This is a genomic window from Pseudomonadota bacterium, assembly GCA_027624715.1.
Taxonomy (GTDB): Bacteria; Pseudomonadota; Gammaproteobacteria; order Burkholderiales; family Eutrophovitaceae; genus Eutrophovita.
Map to the genome: position 1 here is coordinate 177868 of JAQBTV010000003.1, position 15238 is coordinate 193105.

General features: G+C 45.1%; 17 protein-coding genes and 1 pseudogene. 8 read left to right on the forward strand and 10 right to left on the reverse strand.

The annotated features are described in order from the left end of the window. Nucleotides 1-83: 83 nt before the first annotated feature. The gene (araD, locus tag O3A65_03675; GenBank protein ID MDA1331568.1) at nt 84-1817 is read right to left on the reverse strand and encodes an L-arabinonate dehydratase; all 1734 of its coding nucleotides are present in this window, start codon (nt 1815-1817) and stop codon (nt 84-86) included. Between the two features lie 208 nt (nt 1818-2025). Between araD and O3A65_03680 the strand changes: the two genes are divergently transcribed. From O3A65_03680 to larB, 4 genes are read left to right on the forward strand one after another with little or no spacing between them, the layout of a single operon-like run. Continuing rightward, entirely contained in the window at nt 2026-3348 is a 1323-nt protein-coding gene (locus O3A65_03680; GenBank protein ID MDA1331569.1) for a lactate racemase domain-containing protein, read from the forward strand. 41 nt (nt 3349-3389) lie between these two features. Further along, nucleotides 3390-4571 carry a LarC family nickel insertion protein gene (locus tag O3A65_03685; protein MDA1331570.1) on the forward strand — a complete coding sequence of 394 codons (1182 nt, stop codon included), beginning with the start codon at nt 3390-3392 and terminating at the stop codon, nt 4569-4571. Continuing rightward, nucleotides 4564-5403, forward strand: a complete 840-nt coding sequence (locus tag O3A65_03690) for an adenine nucleotide alpha hydrolase (GenBank protein ID MDA1331571.1) — start codon at nt 4564-4566, stop codon at nt 5401-5403. The genes O3A65_03685 and O3A65_03690 overlap by 8 nt, the downstream gene beginning before the upstream one ends. Continuing rightward, nucleotides 5404-6069, forward strand: a complete 666-nt coding sequence (gene larB / locus O3A65_03695; protein ID MDA1331572.1) for a nickel pincer cofactor biosynthesis protein LarB — start codon at nt 5404-5406, stop codon at nt 6067-6069. Nucleotides 6070-6077: 8 nt separating this feature from the next. On the opposite strand, the gene O3A65_03700 is transcribed toward larB, so the two are convergent. From O3A65_03700 to O3A65_03715, 4 genes are all read right to left on the reverse strand, one after another. Next, entirely contained in the window at nt 6078-6560 is a 483-nt protein-coding gene (locus O3A65_03700) for a heme-binding protein (protein ID MDA1331573.1), read from the reverse strand. 36 nt (nt 6561-6596) lie between these two features. Next, nucleotides 6597-7928 carry an ATP-dependent protease ATPase subunit HslU gene (hslU, locus tag O3A65_03705; GenBank protein MDA1331574.1) on the reverse strand — a complete coding sequence of 444 codons (1332 nt, stop codon included), beginning with the start codon at nt 7926-7928 and terminating at the stop codon, nt 6597-6599. Between the two features lie 22 nt (nt 7929-7950). Continuing rightward, nucleotides 7951-8493, reverse strand: coding sequence for an ATP-dependent protease subunit HslV (gene hslV / locus O3A65_03710; protein ID MDA1331575.1), 543 nt, complete (start codon nt 8491-8493; stop codon nt 7951-7953). Between the two features lie 142 nt (nt 8494-8635). Then, nucleotides 8636-8818, reverse strand: a complete 183-nt coding sequence (locus tag O3A65_03715; GenBank protein MDA1331576.1) for a hypothetical protein — start codon at nt 8816-8818, stop codon at nt 8636-8638. Between the two features lie 7 nt (nt 8819-8825). Between O3A65_03715 and O3A65_03720 the strand changes: the two are divergent. From O3A65_03720 to O3A65_03735, 4 genes and pseudogenes are all read left to right on the forward strand, one after another. Further along, nucleotides 8826-8952, forward strand: a pseudogene (locus tag O3A65_03720) (ABC transporter permease). A 536-nt stretch (nt 8953-9488) separates the two neighbouring features. Continuing rightward, nucleotides 9489-9866: a rhodanese-like domain-containing protein gene (locus O3A65_03725; protein ID MDA1331577.1), complete on the forward strand. Its 378-nt coding sequence runs from the start codon at nt 9489-9491 to the stop codon at nt 9864-9866. Between the two features lie 70 nt (nt 9867-9936). Next, entirely contained in the window at nt 9937-10446 is a 510-nt protein-coding gene (locus tag O3A65_03730) for a DUF1993 domain-containing protein (GenBank protein ID MDA1331578.1), read from the forward strand. Nucleotides 10447-10692: 246 nt separating this feature from the next. Continuing rightward, nucleotides 10693-11049, forward strand: coding sequence for a hypothetical protein (locus tag O3A65_03735; protein ID MDA1331579.1), 357 nt, complete (start codon nt 10693-10695; stop codon nt 11047-11049). Between the two features lie 346 nt (nt 11050-11395). Here the strand turns inward: O3A65_03735 and xerC are convergent, their stop codons facing one another. The 5 genes from xerC to O3A65_03760 are packed head-to-tail and all read right to left on the reverse strand — an operon-like array spanning nt 11396 to nt 15231. Then, entirely contained in the window at nt 11396-12292 is an 897-nt protein-coding gene (gene xerC, locus O3A65_03740; GenBank protein MDA1331580.1) for a tyrosine recombinase XerC, read from the reverse strand. Further along, complete coding sequence (locus O3A65_03745; GenBank protein MDA1331581.1) at nt 12285-12953, reverse strand: DUF484 family protein; 669 nt, start codon at nt 12951-12953, stop codon at nt 12285-12287. The genes xerC and O3A65_03745 overlap by 8 nt, the downstream gene beginning before the upstream one ends. Next, nucleotides 12950-13795 (reverse strand): diaminopimelate epimerase, encoded by an 846-nt coding sequence (gene dapF / locus O3A65_03750; GenBank protein ID MDA1331582.1) that lies wholly within the window; start codon nt 13793-13795, stop codon nt 12950-12952. The genes O3A65_03745 and dapF overlap by 4 nt, the downstream gene beginning before the upstream one ends. 8 nt (nt 13796-13803) lie before the next feature. After that, the gene (locus tag O3A65_03755; protein MDA1331583.1) at nt 13804-14322 is read right to left on the reverse strand and encodes a GNAT family N-acetyltransferase; all 519 of its coding nucleotides are present in this window, start codon (nt 14320-14322) and stop codon (nt 13804-13806) included. A gap of 36 nt (nt 14323-14358) precedes the next feature. Beyond that, entirely contained in the window at nt 14359-15231 is an 873-nt protein-coding gene (locus tag O3A65_03760) for a lipid A biosynthesis acyltransferase (GenBank protein MDA1331584.1), read from the reverse strand. Nucleotides 15232-15238 lie beyond the last annotated feature (7 nt).

The following is a 15238-nucleotide window of genomic DNA, read 5'->3' on the forward strand; positions in this document are numbered from 1 at the left end:
CGGTTAAATAGTCGTAGGGAAGAATATTTCCCTCGCAATTTTTTAGGATTAATTTAGAAATGAAATTTCTAGTAGAGCCTCGCCTAGTGTATTTCAGGATCATCGGTAGTGGCCTCACCACTTAAGAAGTCGAAATCGCAACCCTCGTGCGCCTGCTGGACATGTTGCGAAAATAATTGACCGTACCCCCGCCGAAATTTTCTCATTTTAGGAGACCATGTTTGTCGTCGGGCTTCCATTTCTGCGTCTGATATTAAAACATTGATTTTGCGGTTTGCAACACTTAGTTCTATTACATCGCCCGTTTTGATGAGTGCGAGCGGCCCGCCGATCCAAGATTCGGGGGATACGTGTAGGACACATGTACCGTAGCTCGTGCCGCTCATCCGAGCATCGGATATTCGAACCATATCCTTGACGCCCTTTTGAATAAGTTTTTTGGGGATCGGCAACATGCCCCATTCCGGCATACCGGGGCCCCCTTGAGGTCCAGAATTTCGGAGAACAAGAATCGAACTTTCATCTACATCTAGATTGGGATCATCTAATTGCCGTTCCATGTCATTGTAGTCGTCGAAAACTATTGCTTTGCCACGATGATTGAGTAACGCTGGAGTTGCGGCGGAGGTTTTGATGACAGCCCCATCTGGAGCAAGATTGCCTTTTAAAATAATTAAACCACCTTCCGCAAGTATCGGCTGCTTTAGGGGTTTAATAACCTCATGATTGAATATCTTAAAGCGTTCAATATTTTCTCCTAAGGATTTTCCAGTGCAAGTTAATGCGTCGCAATGTAGTAACGGTCGCATTTCTTGCAGTAGAGCAGCCAGGCCACCTGCGTAGTGAAAGTCTTCCATGAGGTATTCACCTGATGGCCGCATATTAACTAAATAAGGGGTGGTTTTCCCAAGCTGTTCAAATAGCTCGAGTGGTATGTTGAACCCGGCTCGTTTAGCTATTGCAATTAAGTGAATAAGCGCATTGGTAGAGCCGCCGAGAGCCATTAACACGCGCACAGCATTTTCAATTGACGGCCATGTCAAAATATCTCGAGGAGTGAGATCCTCCCAAACCATATCTACGACACGCCGGCCTGACTCGGACGCCATTCTTGGATGATTCGAATCTGGTGCTGGTATTGTGGACGCATTAGGTAGCGAAAATCCTAATGTTTCCACGATACTGGTCATAGTCGATGCGGTTCCCATGGTCATGCATGTGCCGGCCGATCGGGCGATACCCTCCTCGATGTCTCGCCAATCGTCTTCACTGATATTCCCAACTCTCAGTTCGTCCCAGTACTTCCAGACATCAGACCCAGACCCAAGCGTTTTACCGTGCCAGTTTCCTCGAAGCATGGGACCTGCAGGCACAAAAATGCAAGGCAGCCCCATGCTTAAGGCCCCCATCAGCAAGCCTGGTGGAGTTTTGTCGCAGCCCCCCATCAGAACACACCCATCAATTGGGTAGGATCGTAAGATTTCTTCAACTTCCATAGAAAGCAAGTTGCGATACATCATAGTTGTTGGTTTTTGATAAACTTCAGCTAGGGACATCACTGGAATCTCAACGGGGAAGCCCCCTGCTTGCCAAACCCCTCGCTTTACGTCTTGGGCTCTCTCTCTAAAATGGGAATGACAATGACTGAGCTCACTCCAAGTATTTAGGATCCCAATTACGGGTTTACCTTCGTAGTCTTTCCGACTGAAACCCATTTGTAGGGTCCGGGATCGATGCCCAAAAGCTCGCAGGCTTTGCGGACCGAACCATCGATGAGAGCGTAGTTCAGAGCTTTCTTTTATTTTTTTGTTCCGCATTCGTCGATACACTTTCTATAAGTTTGGACCCACAGTGGCATACTATAAACGGACAGTCAAAATAAACCAGTTGTAAATACAAGAATGGTGTTTGATTCCTTATATATGAAGTCATAACGCTTAAAAAGAGATACTGAGATAAAATAAGGATAAATATTTAGGTTAATTTTATTTTGAGCATGATCAATAATAAAAAAGGAGTGGTGAGATGATTGGTGATCGAATTGATGTAAATATTGCGGGAGGCCTAGACGTTCCTTTGCCACGAATGGTACATGTGAGACAGAAGTTTGAACTGTCCAAAATTAGTAGTGTTAGAGAAACCGTAGCTCAGGAATTCAAGAGACCGGTCATTCAATCGAAGATTAAACCTGGAATGACCATTGCATTGGGTGTTGGCTCTAGAGGGGTTAACAATATTGCCGCGTGTGTAAAAGCCGTCGTGGATGAAATTAAGTCACTTGGCGGAAAGCCATTTGTCTTTCCTGCGATGGGCAGCCATGGTGGTGCTACTGCTGAGGGACAAAAAGAAGTGCTGGATGGTTATGGTGTTACGGAAGCATTCATTGGGTGCCCGGTAAAGTCTAGTATGGAGGTTGTGGAGATTGGAACAGCTGATGATGGGATGCCGGTTTACATGGATAAACTGGCTTCGGAAGCTGACGCTGTAGCGCTTGTTTGTCGTGTCAAGCCGCATACAAATTTTAGAGCTCCTATTGAGTCGGGCATCGTTAAAATGCTGACGATTGGTATGGGGAAAATTATTGGTGCGTCGATACTGCATACCTATGGCATGGATATGTTTGGTGTGTTGCTGCCTAAAGTCGCAAAAATCGTTATGGAGAAAAAGAATTTTCTCTTCGGTGTGGCTATGGTTGAAAACGCCGCAGATGAAACAGCGCTCATCGAAATTGTTCCGAGTGAAAAGGTTCTGGAACGAGAGCCGTTCTTATTGGCTCAAGCGAAAAAGCTGATGCCGAAATTACAATTTGAAGAAATTGATGTGTTGATTGTAGAGAAGATTGGAAAAAATATATCTGGCTCAGGAATGGATCCCAATATAACAGGCCGGAATTGCCGTGATGTTGAATGGGAGATGAGCCCACACGTTAAAAAAATTGCTGTATTGGGACTTACTCCTGAGACGCACGGAAATGCCACTGGGTTGGGTTCGGCTGATGTGATCACGATGGATGTATATCGAGAACTTGATATCGCCAAGACATATGCCAACGTAATCACATCGATGTATTTAGACGGCGCGACTATACCTATCATCATGAATAACGATCAGGAAGCTATACAGCTGGCCGTCAAGACGGTGGTTAGAGTAAAGCCGGCAGATACAAAAATTGTTAGAATTTCTACAACACTCGAAGTGATGGATTTACACGTATCTGAAACTTTGTTGCCCTATATTCGAAGCAACTTGGATAAGTTCGAGATTCTGAGCGAGCCAGAGGCGATGAAGTTTGATGCTAAAGGCAAGATTTACCCGATGCTGGCTGCGCGTACACGCGTTCATGCTTGAGCGGTTAAGAGTGTTGTGAAGTCTTTCATGAATCGTTGAGAATGCGAGTCCATTTAGATCCCATCGGGGGCATCGCGGGAGATATGTTCATCGCCGCCATTCTAGACGCGAAACCAGAATGGTACGATGAAATGTGTGCGGCGATTCGTATTGCAGGCTTGCCCAAAGAGGTAGGGCTGTCTCTACTGCCACACTCTGATTTTGCTCTCACAGGGAAACGTTTTAATGTTGATGAGCTAGGCGTCCATGAGCATCATCATACGTCGTTTTCGTACATCAGAAGTGCGTTGTCCGCTTCAGATTTGGATCCTCAAGTACGGCAAATTGCAATCGATATTTTTTGTCTTTTGGCAGAGGCTGAATCGGCTGTTCATGGTAAGCCTGTTGAGACCATTAGTTTTCATGAAGTGGGCGAGTGGGATTCTATTGCGGACATTGTTGGAGCGGCATTTTTAATTGATAAGCTCTCAGCTAGTTGGACCTTAAGTGCTCTGCCACTTGGGCGTGGCACAGTTGATACTAGTCATGGTATTTTGCCAGTACCTACACCGGCGACGGTTAAGCTGTTGGAGGGTTTTTACTTTGATGACGATGGTCTCGATGGGGAGCGAATCACCCCGACCGGTGCCGCGATTTTGGCGTATCTAAAACCACGACAATCAGGCGCAGGGCAGGCTGGTAAGCTTATTGCTTCTGGTACGGGTTTTGGGACTAAGGTTTTTTCAAAGAAAAGTAATGTCTTACGAGCGTTAATGATATCGGCTGCTGGTCAAGAGAATAGTTCGCAGAACGTGATATATCAAATTGATTTTGATGTCGATGACCAGAGCGCTGAAGACCTAGCGATAGGGTTAGACCATATTCGTGCAATCCCTACGGTGCTAGATGTTACCCAGGCCGTAACGTTCGGGAAAAAAGGGCGGATGGCAATAATAATTCGTGTTCTTGCAGAGACCACTCAGATCGATCAGGTTTTTGATGCTTGTTTTTTTGAAACAACAACGATTGGATTGCGCTATCAGATATTGAGCCGCGTGACTCTTGATCGATGGAAAAAGAACTGCGTCACGGAAATGTTGGAGGCAGAATGTAAGTTTGTGATCCGACCCGGGGCCACAACCGTTAAGGTTGAAGCAGACGCTCTTGTTGACATTCAAGGGCATGCTAATCGAGAAGGCATACGACGAGAGATGGCAATCAAATATGGGGTAACAGGTGATTGAAGAAGCGCCTAAGCAGGCGGCTAGAATAACTGCGCTGCTCGCTGAGATGCGAGAGATCTCCGTTGCCGTTAGCGGCGGCATTGATAGCGTGACGCTTGCTATGTTGGCGACACGGACAAAGAGTATTAATGTTCAAATGTACCATGCCGTTTCCCCAGCAGTGCCATCACAGGCAACAGATCGAGTGAAGCAGCTTGCTCAAGACTATGATTGGGATCTCAAAATTTTGGACGCACGCGAATTTGCTGACGAAGACTATTTATCGAATCCAGTCAATCGTTGTTTTTACTGTAAAACAAATTTATATAAAGCAATATCAACTGTTACCGCAAATGTCGTCTTATCAGGAGCAAATGTGGACGATTTATCCGATTACCGACCTGGACTAGATGCGGCTAAAAATGCGAAAGTTCGCCATCCATTTGTTGAAACCCATACGGATAAACGAATGGTTAGAGCCATCGCTAAGTACATTGGCTTGGGCGAGCTATCTGAACTGGCAGCATCTCCTTGTCTGTCGAGTCGGGTTGAGACGGGCATCCGAATTGATCCCGAACTTTTGCCTCTTATTAATGAGTCTGAGCGTCTGATTAAACAGTCGGTGCTCCCAGAGCCCAAAACAGTGAGATGCCGGCTTCGAGCAACAGGCATTGTAATTGAGTTGGATGGAGTGTCTTTATCGAGCCTGACGACTGAAAAAGAACGCTCATTAAAAGGGATTATCAATGCGGTTTTTGAAAAACGAGGGCATCGTTATCCTGTCAGCTTCGAAGCCTATAAAGTAGGCAGCGCATTTATTCATATTCGTTCTGTGGATACGCACCCTTTCTAAATGGACGCTAAAAAAGACATTAACTTAGACTTTGATCGAGAAGATCGCATTGGACTTGATGAAGCTATTTTCTGCGAGGGGAAAACGGCGGAACAAATAGCCGAAATTCTTTTTCAGGCTAAATTGAGGCAGCATCGGTTTCTTCTCACGCGCTTTTCTCAAGATAAACAACAACACGTCCTTAGCCTAGGCGATTTTGAGATGGATTATGACCCGATTTCACAAACCGGTTTCTCTCCTGACTCAAATAAGCTTCTGAGTCAAAATCAGGTATCAGTAATTTGTGCGGGCACCTCGGATATCCCGGTCGCAAGAGAGGCAGCTAGGACGTTGCAATACTATGGGCATCAAGCCAAAGAGATATCTGATGTGGGTGTGGCGGGGTTGTGGCGATTGCTTGATCGATTAGATGATATTAAGGCGTCTAAAGTTATTATTGTAGTGGCGGGAATGGATGCGGCATTGCCAACAGTCTTGGGCGGCTTGGTTGCGCAACCGCTTATTGGGGTTCCAACTTCCGTTGGATATGGCGTAGCTCAAGGCGGAGCCGCCGCGCTTCATGCCATGTTGGTCAGTTGTTCTCCAGGGATAACCGTCACAAATATTGATAACGGTTATGGTGGCGCATGCGCCGCCCTGAGAATACTCAGGACAGCACATATTTAATTTTAAACTTACCGAAGATCAGAGGCTACTGCATCAATAGCAACTTGGGCGCAAATCCCGTCGTCACTTGAGGGCGCACCAGATACTCCGATTGATCCAATATGCTCCCCGCTGGCAGTCATTACAGGAAGGCCGCCTTCAAATGTTGCGATACCTGGAACATGGGCAATACCAGGATTGCGGGTGCTCGCAATTTCGCCTAGTAATTTTGTTGAGAACGGTAACCCGGCAGATGATTCTGCTTTAAGTATCGCGATATCAATGCTTTTTAGGTACGCTCGATCCATGCGTTCAAAATAAACCAAATTCCCTCCAGCATCCATAATGGCAATATTCATACGCCAACCTTCTTGAATCGCTCTCTCTTCGCAGGCTTGCGCCATTTTTTTTGCTACGTCTAAAGTCATCACGGGTCTCATTTCCACCGCGCTCGCGCCACCGCAAAAAAAAGCGGAAACAGATAAAACTAAAAAACTAGCTAACTTTCTCATTTTTTCTCCTCGAGTATAAAAAACTTACATCGCCTATTATAAAACATATCGAGCCAGATCTTCGCTTTCCGAAAGATCTTTAAGGCGCGTATTAACATAGTTAACGTCAATTGAAATGGTCTCACCCTGATGCTTGGTGGCATCATAGGACAAATCCTCCAAGAGTTTCTCCATCACAGTATAGAGTCTACGAGCGCCGATATTCTCTGTTGCCTCATTAACGTGCCAGGCAATCTCTGCGATTCGACGAATGCCTTCCGGTATGAACTTAAGACTGATGTCTTCAGTTCGCATCAACGCTTCATACTGTTTACATAAGCAGGCGTCAGTTGACGTGAGAATGCACTCAAAGTCTTCAACATTCAAACTTGTGAGCTCTACTCTAATGGGGAATCGGCCTTGAAGTTCGGGTATTAAATCTGAAGGTTTTGTTAAGTGAAACGCTCCACTACCAATGAACAATATATGATCAGTTTTGACCATGCCATATTTCGTCGATACGGTAGTCCCTTCGACGAGCGGCAGCAAATCTCGCTGCACGCCTTGTCGAGAGACTTCGCCCCCATGACTTTCTTGGCGCCCAGAAATCTTGTCAATTTCATCTAAAAAGACAATCCCATTCTCTTCAGCATTAGAAATGGCAGCGGTTTTTATTTCGTCATCATTGATGAGCTTTCCGGCCTCTTCGTCAACGAGAATTTTTAAAGCATCTTTAATCTTTAATTTACGTTTCTTTGTTTTGTTCGGCCCTATATTTTGGAACATACTTTGTATCTGAGATGAGAGGTCTTCCATTCCTGGCGGTGCGAGGATTTCCATTTGAGCACTCAACTGCGAGACATCAATTTCAATTTCTTTTTCATCTAACTCCCCCTCCCGAAGTCTTTTCCTGAATTTTTGTCGCGTAGTTGATTCAGTTGCGCCACTAGATTCATTTATATCAGAAGTGCGCGCAGGCGGGAGTAGCGCATCCAAAACTCGTTCCTCTGCTAGATCTTCCGCTAGATGTCTTACCCGTAGAGTCTCCTTTTCGCGCATTTGCTTGATGCCAATGTCTATGAGGTCACGAATAATTGATTCGACGTCTTTGCCGACATAGCCGACCTCAGTAAACTTTGTCGCCTCAACTTTGATGAATGGCGCGCCAGAAAGCCGGGCTAAACGCCGAGCAATTTCTGTTTTTCCAACACCAGTAGGACCAATCATGAGGATATTCTTGGGTGTAATTTCTTGTTTAAGTGGCTCGGCGACTTGTTTGCGTCTCCATCGATTTCTAAGGGCGATGGCAACAGCTCGTTTCGCTGAGCGTTGTCCAACGATATGTTTATCCAGCTCGTGGACAATTTCTTGAGGGGTCATTTGTGACATAGTGATTACGTTTTTTCTTTACCTATGTGTTTAGGGTTTCAATTGTGTGGTTTTGATTGGTATAGATACAAATGTCACCTGCAATAGTGAGTGCGGTTTTGACGATTTCTTCAGCAGTTTGATCCGAATATTGTAGTAATGCTTTTGCCGCCGCTTGAGCAAATCCACCTCCGCTTCCAATGGCAATGAGGCCGTCCTCTGGCTCAATCACGTCTCCATTACCAGTAATGATGAGCGACGTGGTTGAGTCAGAAACCGCAAGCATGGCCTCGAGCCGCCTAAGCATCCGGTCTGTTCTCCAATCTTTAGCGAGTTCTACTGCAGCTCTTAGTAATTGCCCTTGATGTTTTTCTAGTTTTGCTTCAAATCGTTCAAATAGTGTGAACGCGTCAGCCGTGCCACCAGCAAACCCAGCGAGTATTTTCCCGTGATACAACTTTCGAACTTTCTTTGCCGTGCCCTTCATAACAAGGTTACCAAGTGTTACTTGCCCATCACCACCGATTGCGACTTGATTGTCTTTTCTAACGGAGATAATGGTTGTTCCGTGCATATCGTTTTTCATAAAGGTGTTACGTCCTCTTGTGTATAAACGGGCTGAGGCAGGATCTTACCTCAGCCCAAAGGGTATTTAGCACAGTGCTGCCAACATCACGCTTACTAAAACCAACTGTACAAGAACCGTAATGTTAGAAATCGTGAACTTACTAGTCGCGAATACAGTCGGACTCATCGAATAGCCAATTCTCCGGCAAGTACTTCGCCGTGTATTCGCGCCCACCGGTCACGCCTTGATATTTGCCAGTCCTGCCAATATAACGCGTTTTACCCGTAACGCCAGAACCTGCGCTTACATCACCGTGGCGTCGCTCGCTAGTGGTGAACAACATGTCACCATCCTTTACAGTGTTGATGGAGGCAACGCTGTCATATCTGGGTATTGGTGTACAACCACCAACACCGTCGTGGGGCAACATCATTTTTGAAAACCAAAGTTATTTCACAACGGCGCCAGCAGTGGCTACCCCTTTTTTTATCTCTGAAGTAGTATATACAACCAAAGAGTAAACACCTCATTTTACTAAAATGGGAAAATAATATGAAAAACGAAACTTACTGCTTAGTTCTAACTATTATTCTTACAAGTTTGTTATGGATTCCATATATTCTCAATAGACTTTATGAGCATAAATTACAAGTATTAAGAAATCCTAACCGTTTGGGATTCCGTATATACGAACCTTGTCTTTTGTCATCGCTTCGGCTGCACAGTTTTATTTAGCGATTATTGTTTTAAGAAGCCTTTAATGTATATATTGGACATGTATAAATTAGACAGTCAACTCAAAGGGACTGCGTTCAGAAAAGACAGTCTTGAAAAGAATACAGGAATAGAATTCAAAAACCGGGGCAGCGCCGACCAGCTGCATGAAACCTGAGTGCAGCTTAAACTGACATCAAGTTTGTTTTGTTCTTGGGGTCTACTTCAGCAGGCCATGCTGACAATACGAATAAACTGCTTATGTAGAGAACACTTATTTGAAACAAGATGGAGAACTTATGAAATCAGCCAAAGTGTATTTAGAAGAAGCCCACGCTGTTGTTGAAAAAATGTCGGTGCCAGACGCTCTCAAACTTCATGGCAAAAGCGAGGTGATTTTCGTGGATGTACGCGACAGCGGCGACATTGCAAAGTCTGGTACTGTTGCTGGCGCATTGCGGGTGCCACGGGGCTTTATTGAATTTGCCGCCGATGATTCGATGAGTTATTTTAATCCAGCTTTGAGCAAGGACAAAACACTTTGCCTTCTTTGTGGTGCCGGTGGGCAAGCTGCCCTGGCTGGTAAAACGCTCAAAGAAATGGGCTACACCAAGGTATTCAATATCGGTGGCTTTAGCGAATGGAAAGACGCTGGTGGGCCGGTAGAGCCTCACTGATCGGCGCGAGGTTTTCCGTCGCTCATCTCTAGTTCTTCATCTTCAACAGCCATAAACAATTGGAAAACCCATGTCAATTTCTCATTATTCAGCTACGGTTCCTGTTTTAAAGCAGATGCTCTTAGCACTCAGCGATGTGCTAAAAAAAGGCGAAGAGTACGCACAACAGCGAAAATTCGATCCGGTCACTTTATTGCAGTCACGCTTATTCCCAGACATGCTGCCATTGGCACGTCAAGTACAAATCGCCTGCGATTTTGCCCAAAGTGTTCCTTCGCGCATTGCTGGCCTTGAAGTAGCCACCTACGAAGACACCGAGCAAAGTTTTGCCGAGCTGCAAAACCGCATTTTGAAAACGCTAGAACTCATTAGCGCTATTTCCGCTGCGCAACTTGATGGCACCGCGGTAAAAGAGATTGTTTTGCGCCCAGGTACGCCAAAAGAGAAAAAGCTAACTGTTGAAGACTACGCTTTGAAATACGGCATGCCACAATTTCTCTTTCACGTTACAACCGCATACAACATTCTTCGGCACAACGGTATCGAGATTGGAAAAAAAGACTTCATGGGTTCCTACTAACCTGAGGACTGTGAGCGGTTGATTCATCTTGGTGGCCCGGGGCGGAATCGAACCATCGTAGTTTCTAATGATGGCCCGGCGATAGCCCGCTGTTTGGCAACTGATTTGTCGATTGAAAAAGTAAGCCTACAGACGGTTACATTTTTAACGCCTTTACGGGCGAGGCATGCGTCCTATAACCCTTGCCGAGCCGCCCTGCTTTTTTTGTATTACGATTGAATAACATTCTATTTTTGAGGATCAATAATGAATCGCTTTATTCTTGCATTTCTACTCGGCCTTGCTGGCACAACGGCGGTCGCTGAACAAACGCCACTAGCCTCCGGCCAGCAAGTCAAAAACGCGATCGCAGGCAACACGGTACAAGGATCAATGGATGGTTCCGGTCGCTACACCGAGTTCTATGCCAAAGACGGCACCGTGCGGAGTAAAGACTACAAAGCAAAATGGTCCATCGAGGGCGACCAAATGTGCTGGGTCTATGAAGGTCAGCCCAAGGATTGTTGGCGCGCATCTGTCAAGGGCAACAACATCAAGTGGGTGAAAGATGGCAAAGTTCAGGGAGACGGTACGATCGTCCAGGGTAATACCAATCGCTATTAGCCGTATCTGAGATATCGTGACCGGTGATTCTGGTCAAAAGCCTAAATCGGGCCCGATCTCCAGAATCACCGGTCACGCTGTTCCAAAATACCCACAAAGCTGCATTGGGCGACCTTTTTAAAGCCATGACCGTGCAATAAGCGTGTAATAAACTGGTTCGTAACGGGAGCAAAAAGTCGCCAAAAAGCTCCGGAGATGACAATTTCCGCCGCCAAAAGTGGGAAGGGCATTGAAAAAACCGGTGCTTTCTCTGTTGGTGCTGCAGTCTGAGGCTTGTATTCGATTTTTTCGGATTAACAGTCCGTCTCGCCAAATTACAAAAAGGTGTGTTTTATCGTTTGGTGAATCATGAATCGTTTTTTCTTTTTGCCCTTGGGTGGGTTTGGTCGTAGATTTTTGCTAGATGTTGCCAATCCAAATGTGTGTAAACCTGAGTCGTAGAAATACTTGCATGCCCTAACATCTCTTGTACTGCGCGCAGGTCACCGCTGGATTGAAGTAGGTGTGACGCAAATGAGTGACGCAACATATGTGGGTGCACGTTTTGCCCTAAACCTTGTTTTTTCGTCCATTGAGAAAGCCGGTGTTGGATTGTTCTAGGGCTTATTGGAGTGCCATTTTTGTTTGGAAACAAGATGTTCTTGATAGGCTTGTTTAGCCCTTGACAGAGGGCGATCCATCGATTGATAGCATCTATGGCTTTTCGGCCAACCGGCACAACCCTAGTTTTGCTTCCCTTACCTGTTACGCGAACCGTTCCGTCATTGAGGTCAAGTTCCTGTAACGTTATGGAAGCAAGTTCGGTTAATCGAAGTCCCGAAGAGTAACATAGTTCAAACATCGCTTGGTCCTTAGTAGCGCCTTCGCTTGTTTCTTTTGTTTCCAGTAATTTATTCACTTCGTCAGGGCTTAAAGCTTTAGGTAGCCTCTTTTCTTTTTTCGGCGGTCTAATCCCTAAGCAGGGGTTGTGCTTTAGGCCTTTACGCTCGATAAGGAAGCTGAAGTAGCCGCGCCACGCGGACAGCGCCCTAGACAATGTCTTTCCCCCGAGACCTTTTGCGTGCTGCCCAGCAACCAATCTTCTAATGTCGTGCGCAGTTAAATCATCTAAGCGTTCTGAGAATTCTTGAATAAGTAGCCCAAGATCTCGAGCGTAACTTTTTACAGTGAGCGGTGAGAGTCTTCGTTCTTTTTCGAGGTATACCAAGTATTCATTGATAGGCCCAGCTTGAAGTTTATCCATGTTGAGTGAGAGCCAAATTCTGATGGGCGTAAGCGTTTTCTATAATGGTGGATACTATATTGCCAACTCGCTCTAAAAATTGTGTATCGATATTTGGGTCAAATCTTTGCGCATCGGACGAGCTAAAAATCAAAATCCCTATTAAATTTTTAATCGAGAGTGGGACGTATGCAGACGATGTAAGTATCCAAGATTTAGTGAAGTGTTTAGCCTCCTCTGGAGTCTCAAGTAAGCATCTTGGCTTATTAAGCGACATTATAAAGTTTGCAAAGGTTTTTTCTTCTTCGTTTGCTTTTTCTTGGTCAGTTGACAACACAAAAATACGACACTCTTCAACATTTAGATGTGTACGTAATGTTGATGATATTGCCTCCGAGGATACATCTTCGCGCATTATCTCGAATAATGCCAAGCTCGACCTCAATAACGAGTCCCAGATCTCCTCATTACGTCGCCCGTTTTCCAGAAATGCGTCAAGCTGGTTTTCTAGATTACGAATTTTTTGCTGTAACTGGGGAATTTGTCGATTCGACAAAGAAATAATGTTGCGATTGGTAACGCCATCCTTGGCAGCATTAGAGGGTACGTTCAATAGACCAGCATACTTCGCTATAAATTCTGGATGGGCTATTAAGTATTCAGCAATTTCATTTTCCGTCATTGTTCGTTAGTCTCAATGTCGATTTCACCATCAAATATAGATTGTGCCGGACCCCGGAGGAAGACCGCATTTCCGGTGCCCGCCCAAGATATTGTTAGGTCGCCACCTTGGGCAGAGACCAGGCACGGACTATCCAACAATCCAATTTTGATGCCGTGGACGACGGAAGCACAGGCTCCAGTTCCGCACGATAGTGTTTCGCCAGCCCCCCGTTCCCAAACTCTCAGCGTTATATTTTGTCGTGAGCAAATCTGCATAAAATTGACATTAACACGTTCTGGAAACATTGCATTGTTCTCCAGCAGCGGCCCGGTTGTTTTAACAGGAGCGACATCTATATTTTCTACTATTAGAATCGCATGAGGATTACCCATTGAAACGGCGCCAAATTCCATGTGACTTCCGTTAATGGTTATCGAATAGCCATTCTGTTCTTTGTCCGCTAATAGCGGAATTTGATCAGGCTTAAATTCGGGCTCCCCCATATCGACGGATACTGATCCATCAGAGTTGAGCCGAGGCTTAATAATTCCAGCTTGAGTTTTAACAACTATTTCACGTTTTTTGGTCAGTTTTTTGTCATGAACGAATGTGACGAAACACCGAGCTCCATTCCCGCACTGGCTTGCCTCGGTGCCATCAGCGTTGAAAATTCGGTAAGAAAAATCGACCTCTGGCTGCTCGCTGGCGCCAACTACGAGTAGTTGGTCGAATCCGATGCCAAATCGACGGTTAGCGAGTTGATTGATTTGTCGGCTGGACAAATTAAATGCACGCGTTGTCGCATCAACCACAACGAAGTCATTACCAGCCCCCTGCATTTTTGTGAATTTAAGCTTCATTATTTAAGCTAATAAAGTGTTTTCGACATTATAAAGTCATCCATTACGAAATCTCGACCAATATCAAAAATAACAGCTTGTTCTTTTTGAAACCCGATTTTTAGGTAAAACGCTATCGATGCCAGATTGCCTTTATTAACTTGCAGAGATATTTTTTTAAAACCTAATCTCGTATAGTGCGTTTCAGCGTATCTGACTAATGAAGTCCCGCACCCGAGTCCTTGGGCTCTAGGATGAACGTACAGCTTATCAATTTTAATAGTGCGGGTTGGGTAATCTTCGTAAAAATGACTAAAGCCCTGAATGGAATGTTCAACTTCAATTTTAAGCCAGCTACAAGTTGGTGACGCGATAAGTCGCTTAATTTCTTCTGGCGCATATCTTTGCTCGAGCATATAGTCAATTTGTTTAACCGTGATAATACCTGGGTAGTGTAAGTACCAGATTTCTTTAGCAAGTTGACGTATCACATCTTGATCACGCGCTTGCACTGGAGAAATTGTAGGTAAGGCATTTAGCTTATTCATGAGTCGAATCCTGATCGATTCATAGTTCGTGGCGGCCTAATCGTATAGTGTTACTGTATCAGAGGGTCGCGTCTTAAATCGTTTATGTACCCAATAATATTGCTCTGGCATTTTTTGAACTTGGTTTTCAATAAATTCATTCATGGTTCTGGTATCGGCTAATAAATCGTCAGACGGGTAGTTGCTCCATGCAGGAAAAAATTCGATCTCATAGGGTTTGTTTGGACCAAATTGGCGTATGGTAACTGGAACAATTTTTGCATCAGTTAGCATCGCTAACCGCGGTACAGCATTTACAGTGGCCGCGATAACGCCAAAAAAAGGAACAAACATCGCATCTTTCGGGCCGAAGTCCATATCTGGCAGAAACAGCAGAGGCAGCCGTGCCTGGAGCGCTCGCACTACGTTTTTGATTCCATCCTGTCTGGAGAAGAGTCTAATATCTCCCAATCGAGTGCGCCGCGAAATTAAAAATTGGTTCAGCACGAGATCTTTTTGTATGCTGTACATCGATTGGAGGTCAATCTCGAGTGAGAGCCTTATAGCAAGGATTTCGAGCCCAACGAAGTGAGGTGCAAGGATTATGACAGGGCCCTCTGTAAGGGCTTGATCGAGTGTTCCCTTACCACGAATTTCAGCCAATTTTTTGATTGCGGCGCTGCTTGACCACCAAGCAATCGAATAGTCTGAGATTGCTCGACCAAGTGCCATAAAATGATTTAAGGCCAAGATTAGCCTTTGTTGAGAGGATAGGTTTGGAAAACAAAGTTTAAGATTTGTTTTAACGACGTGCCTACGTTCACTTGAGAGCAAGAAAAACAAAAGTCCTATGAGACGACCAATTACGCTCAAAATGTGTCGGGGCAAAAAGTGTAGAGCCCAGAGTATAGCCAGTACAATTCTAGTCATTATTTGC